We start from the raw sequence: 2,580 nt of genomic DNA, 5'->3' as shown, positions 1-2,580 counted from the left end.
GAAGGATCACGGCGGGGTGGAGCAGAGCCTGCGCTACCAGGGACAGTACCTCGACAGGGAAACGGGGCTGCACTACAATCTGCACAGGTACTATGATCCGGATGTCGGGCGGTTTACGCAGCCGGATCCGATAGGGTTGCTTGGTGGAATAAATCTCTACCAATACGCGCCGAATCCGTTGTCATGGATCGATCCGCTGGGGTTATTTGGTTGTGGTCCAAAAGCGCAACAACACATTCTTCATGGTGATGGTCCTGGTAGTGGTGGTCATATGTGGCCAGGTCAGCCAGGTAAAACGACTTTTCCTCAATCATGGGATGCGAAAAAGATTATTTCCGAAGTTGATGATATTGTGAATTCACCATCGACTAAATGGTATGCCCAGCAAGGAACTGGAGGCGCATTAACGAAAGCAGGAAAAGCTGCTAATTGGGTGGCATGGGAAGTCAGAGATGGAGTACGGATTCGAGTAGTTTTCCAACCAGCCAAGGGAAGAATAGTTACTGCATTTCCTGATAGTGGACCGATTCCACCTTTACCGGGCGCAAAATGATGACTACTACTACTGGTATAGAGTTAAAAGAATTTGGTGAAAATTTTCATGGCAGACTTTCTGAAGATGAACTGAATTATGCGTTGAGTTACATCGATTTTGGGGAAGAGCCATTAGCTTTTGAAATATTATGTGATTATCTCTGCGAGAATGATCTTGTTATAACAAAGAGTGAATATGAGCATCTATGTACTTTTAATAATATCTTCAATAATTTGTTAGAACATGATGTTGTTATTTATTTAAAAAAATTAGTTAAATAGTAATAACGCCGGGTAAGAAATTAAATCTTCCCGGCTTTTTATTATTTAATGTTCGTTCAGCACACTAAACATCCCGTCACGCATCCCCTTAACTGCCTGTTTAACCTGATAAAGTTCCCTGCGCAGTTCCTGTACTTCGTTGTTATCCGCTAGCAGGATCAGGCAGCCTTCCGAGATCTTCACGGTAACGCCCGTGCCGATCTCAAATCCCGCTTCTCTCAGCCATTTGGCGCTGATTTTGATCACCCGCGTGTCACTGCGGTTGGGCAGATAGCCCACGGTACAGTGGCGCTGTGTTTTGGAAATGATATTTTTATATTTAATCTGCTGATTAGATAGTAAAATTAACTTCGTGCAGATAGCTTACTTTATCAGGGGGCGGCGGTAGCGTATGAACTATGACGTGATGGTTTTAGTGATTTATAGACGAAACTGATAGTACGATCCGGACTTCGATTAGATTGCGCGATTTGACCCGATAGGGCTAAGAGGCGGATTAAACCTCTACCAATATGCGCCTAATCCGCTGAAATATAGTGATCCACTCGGATTAAAAAAAGAGCTCTGTAATGGAACTACTCGTGTGCGGCATTATACTAATCGTAAGGGTTCAACCGAGATTGGTAAAACAGGTAAAATATTGGCAAAAGATAATAATAGAGTGTATCTTGAACCGGCTAGTAAAAAACCATTAAGTCAAGTCGAAGTTGAAAGTAAATATCAAATAAAACCGGGCCGTGGACGTGATTATGTTGAAACTGATGTTCCAAATGAACAACTTGAATGGGTACCTAATCCACGATATCACACCGATGAATTGACTGCAAAAGGTGATATCACTCTTTCTGATAATGCAAAAATCACTAAACGGAAATAATATGCATAAAGATAATAAAAACATCATGTTAACTGGAGAGGAGGCATTGTCTGTTCTAAGTGAAATTAATTACTTGCTGATTTCTCTTAGAGACATAGCCCGGTATTATTATCATTCTCAAAGTGATGATAATATGATTAATAATGAAATTGCTTATTGCAAAGAAACCACTGGATTTATTGATAGAAATAAAATAACTCATCGTCTTGCACATATAAGAATGATTATAACGGAGAAATTTAATAACGAACTAGGCGATGATGATATGGATGATATCGAAAGAGAAATGGAAAAAATAAAGTATTGGGAAAAACCAGGCGACTAAAATAAAGCCGGGTGAGGAATTAAATCTCCCCGGCTTTTATTTTTACGCTTCTTTCAATACACCGGATATCCCGACCTTCATTCCTTTAACCACCTGTTTAACCTGATAAAGTTCCTTCCTCAGTTCCTGCACCTCGTTGCAGTCAGCGATCAGGATCAGGCACCCTTCCGAGATCTTCACCGTGACGCCCGTCCCGGTATCAAATCCCGCTTCAGCCAGTCGCCCTTAAGGTGCAGGCTGGGATGTTGTGAATAATACCGGGCTATACCTGTTGTGCGCTCCTGGTGGCGGGTTCTGACATAGCCGACTTTATAGCGGCGCTGTGTTTTGGAAATGGTGACTTCTGGCGTAATATCGTGTTCAGCCATGATTAACTACCTTGATTAGTTGCTTGTGGTGAGCGGTGATTAAGGGGGGCAGCCCCAGGGAAAGATGACATAACGTTGTTTTTTGCACTAAATAATTCGCACTATATATTCAATAATTGAGTAATTCCTTATTACTCAAAACTGTTTTTCACAGCTTATATATAATCAAATACTCCTTACATAAATAAGGAGAA

General features: G+C 41.5%; 5 protein-coding genes and 1 pseudogene. 4 read left to right on the top strand and 2 right to left on the bottom strand.

The genetic code is table 11. The features are described from left to right. Both A7Z06_RS21455 and A7Z06_RS21450 read left to right on the top strand, forming a co-directional pair. On the top strand, nt 1-553 hold a 553-nt coding region (locus tag A7Z06_RS21455; RefSeq protein WP_180515090.1), incomplete at its 5' end, for an RHS repeat-associated core domain-containing protein. Next, on the top strand, nt 550-816 hold the full coding sequence (locus tag A7Z06_RS21450; RefSeq protein ID WP_000989235.1) for a MafI family immunity protein: 267 nt from the start codon (nt 550-552) through the stop codon (nt 814-816). The genes A7Z06_RS21455 and A7Z06_RS21450, both read left to right, overlap by 4 nt. Nucleotides 817-861: 45 nt before the next feature. Here A7Z06_RS21450 and A7Z06_RS21445 read toward each other — a convergent pair whose 3' ends face one another. Continuing rightward, the gene (locus tag A7Z06_RS21445; RefSeq protein ID WP_029365860.1) at nt 862-1,122 is read right to left on the bottom strand and encodes a SymE family type I addiction module toxin; all 261 of its coding nucleotides are present in this window, start codon (nt 1,120-1,122) and stop codon (nt 862-864) included. Nucleotides 1,123-1,399: 277 nt separating this feature from the next. On the opposite strand from A7Z06_RS21445, the gene A7Z06_RS21440 reads away from it, so the two are divergent. Next, a complete protein-coding gene (locus A7Z06_RS21440) occupies nt 1,400-1,693 on the top strand; it encodes an HYD1 signature containing ADP-ribosyltransferase family protein (protein WP_001216788.1) in 294 nt (97 codons plus the stop codon). Between the two features lies 1 nt (nt 1,694). After that, nucleotides 1,695-2,018 carry a hypothetical protein gene (locus tag A7Z06_RS21435; protein ID WP_000548579.1) on the top strand — a complete coding sequence of 108 codons (324 nt, stop codon included), beginning with the start codon at nt 1,695-1,697 and terminating at the stop codon, nt 2,016-2,018. A 42-nt stretch (nt 2,019-2,060) separates the two neighbouring features. On the opposite strand, the pseudogene A7Z06_RS21430 reads toward A7Z06_RS21435, so the two are convergent. Then, nucleotides 2,061-2,386 (bottom strand): annotated as a pseudogene (locus A7Z06_RS21430) (SymE family type I addiction module toxin). Nucleotides 2,387-2,580: the final 194 nt, after the last annotated feature.

The organism is Escherichia sp. MOD1-EC6819, from assembly GCF_002965765.1.
GTDB classification, from domain to species: Bacteria; Pseudomonadota; Gammaproteobacteria; order Enterobacterales; family Enterobacteriaceae; genus Escherichia; species Escherichia ruysiae.
This window is presented reverse-complemented; position numbering and strand designations above follow the sequence as displayed.

What these genes read in the sequence shown, in the direction of transcription:
- A7Z06_RS21450 (WP_000989235.1), top strand. Translation starts at nt 550, where the DNA reads ATGATGACTACTACTACTGGTATAGAGTTAAAAGAATTTGGTGAAAAT.
- A7Z06_RS21435 (WP_000548579.1), top strand. Translation starts at nt 1,695, where the DNA reads ATGCATAAAGATAATAAAAACATCATGTTAACTGGAGAGGAGGCATTG.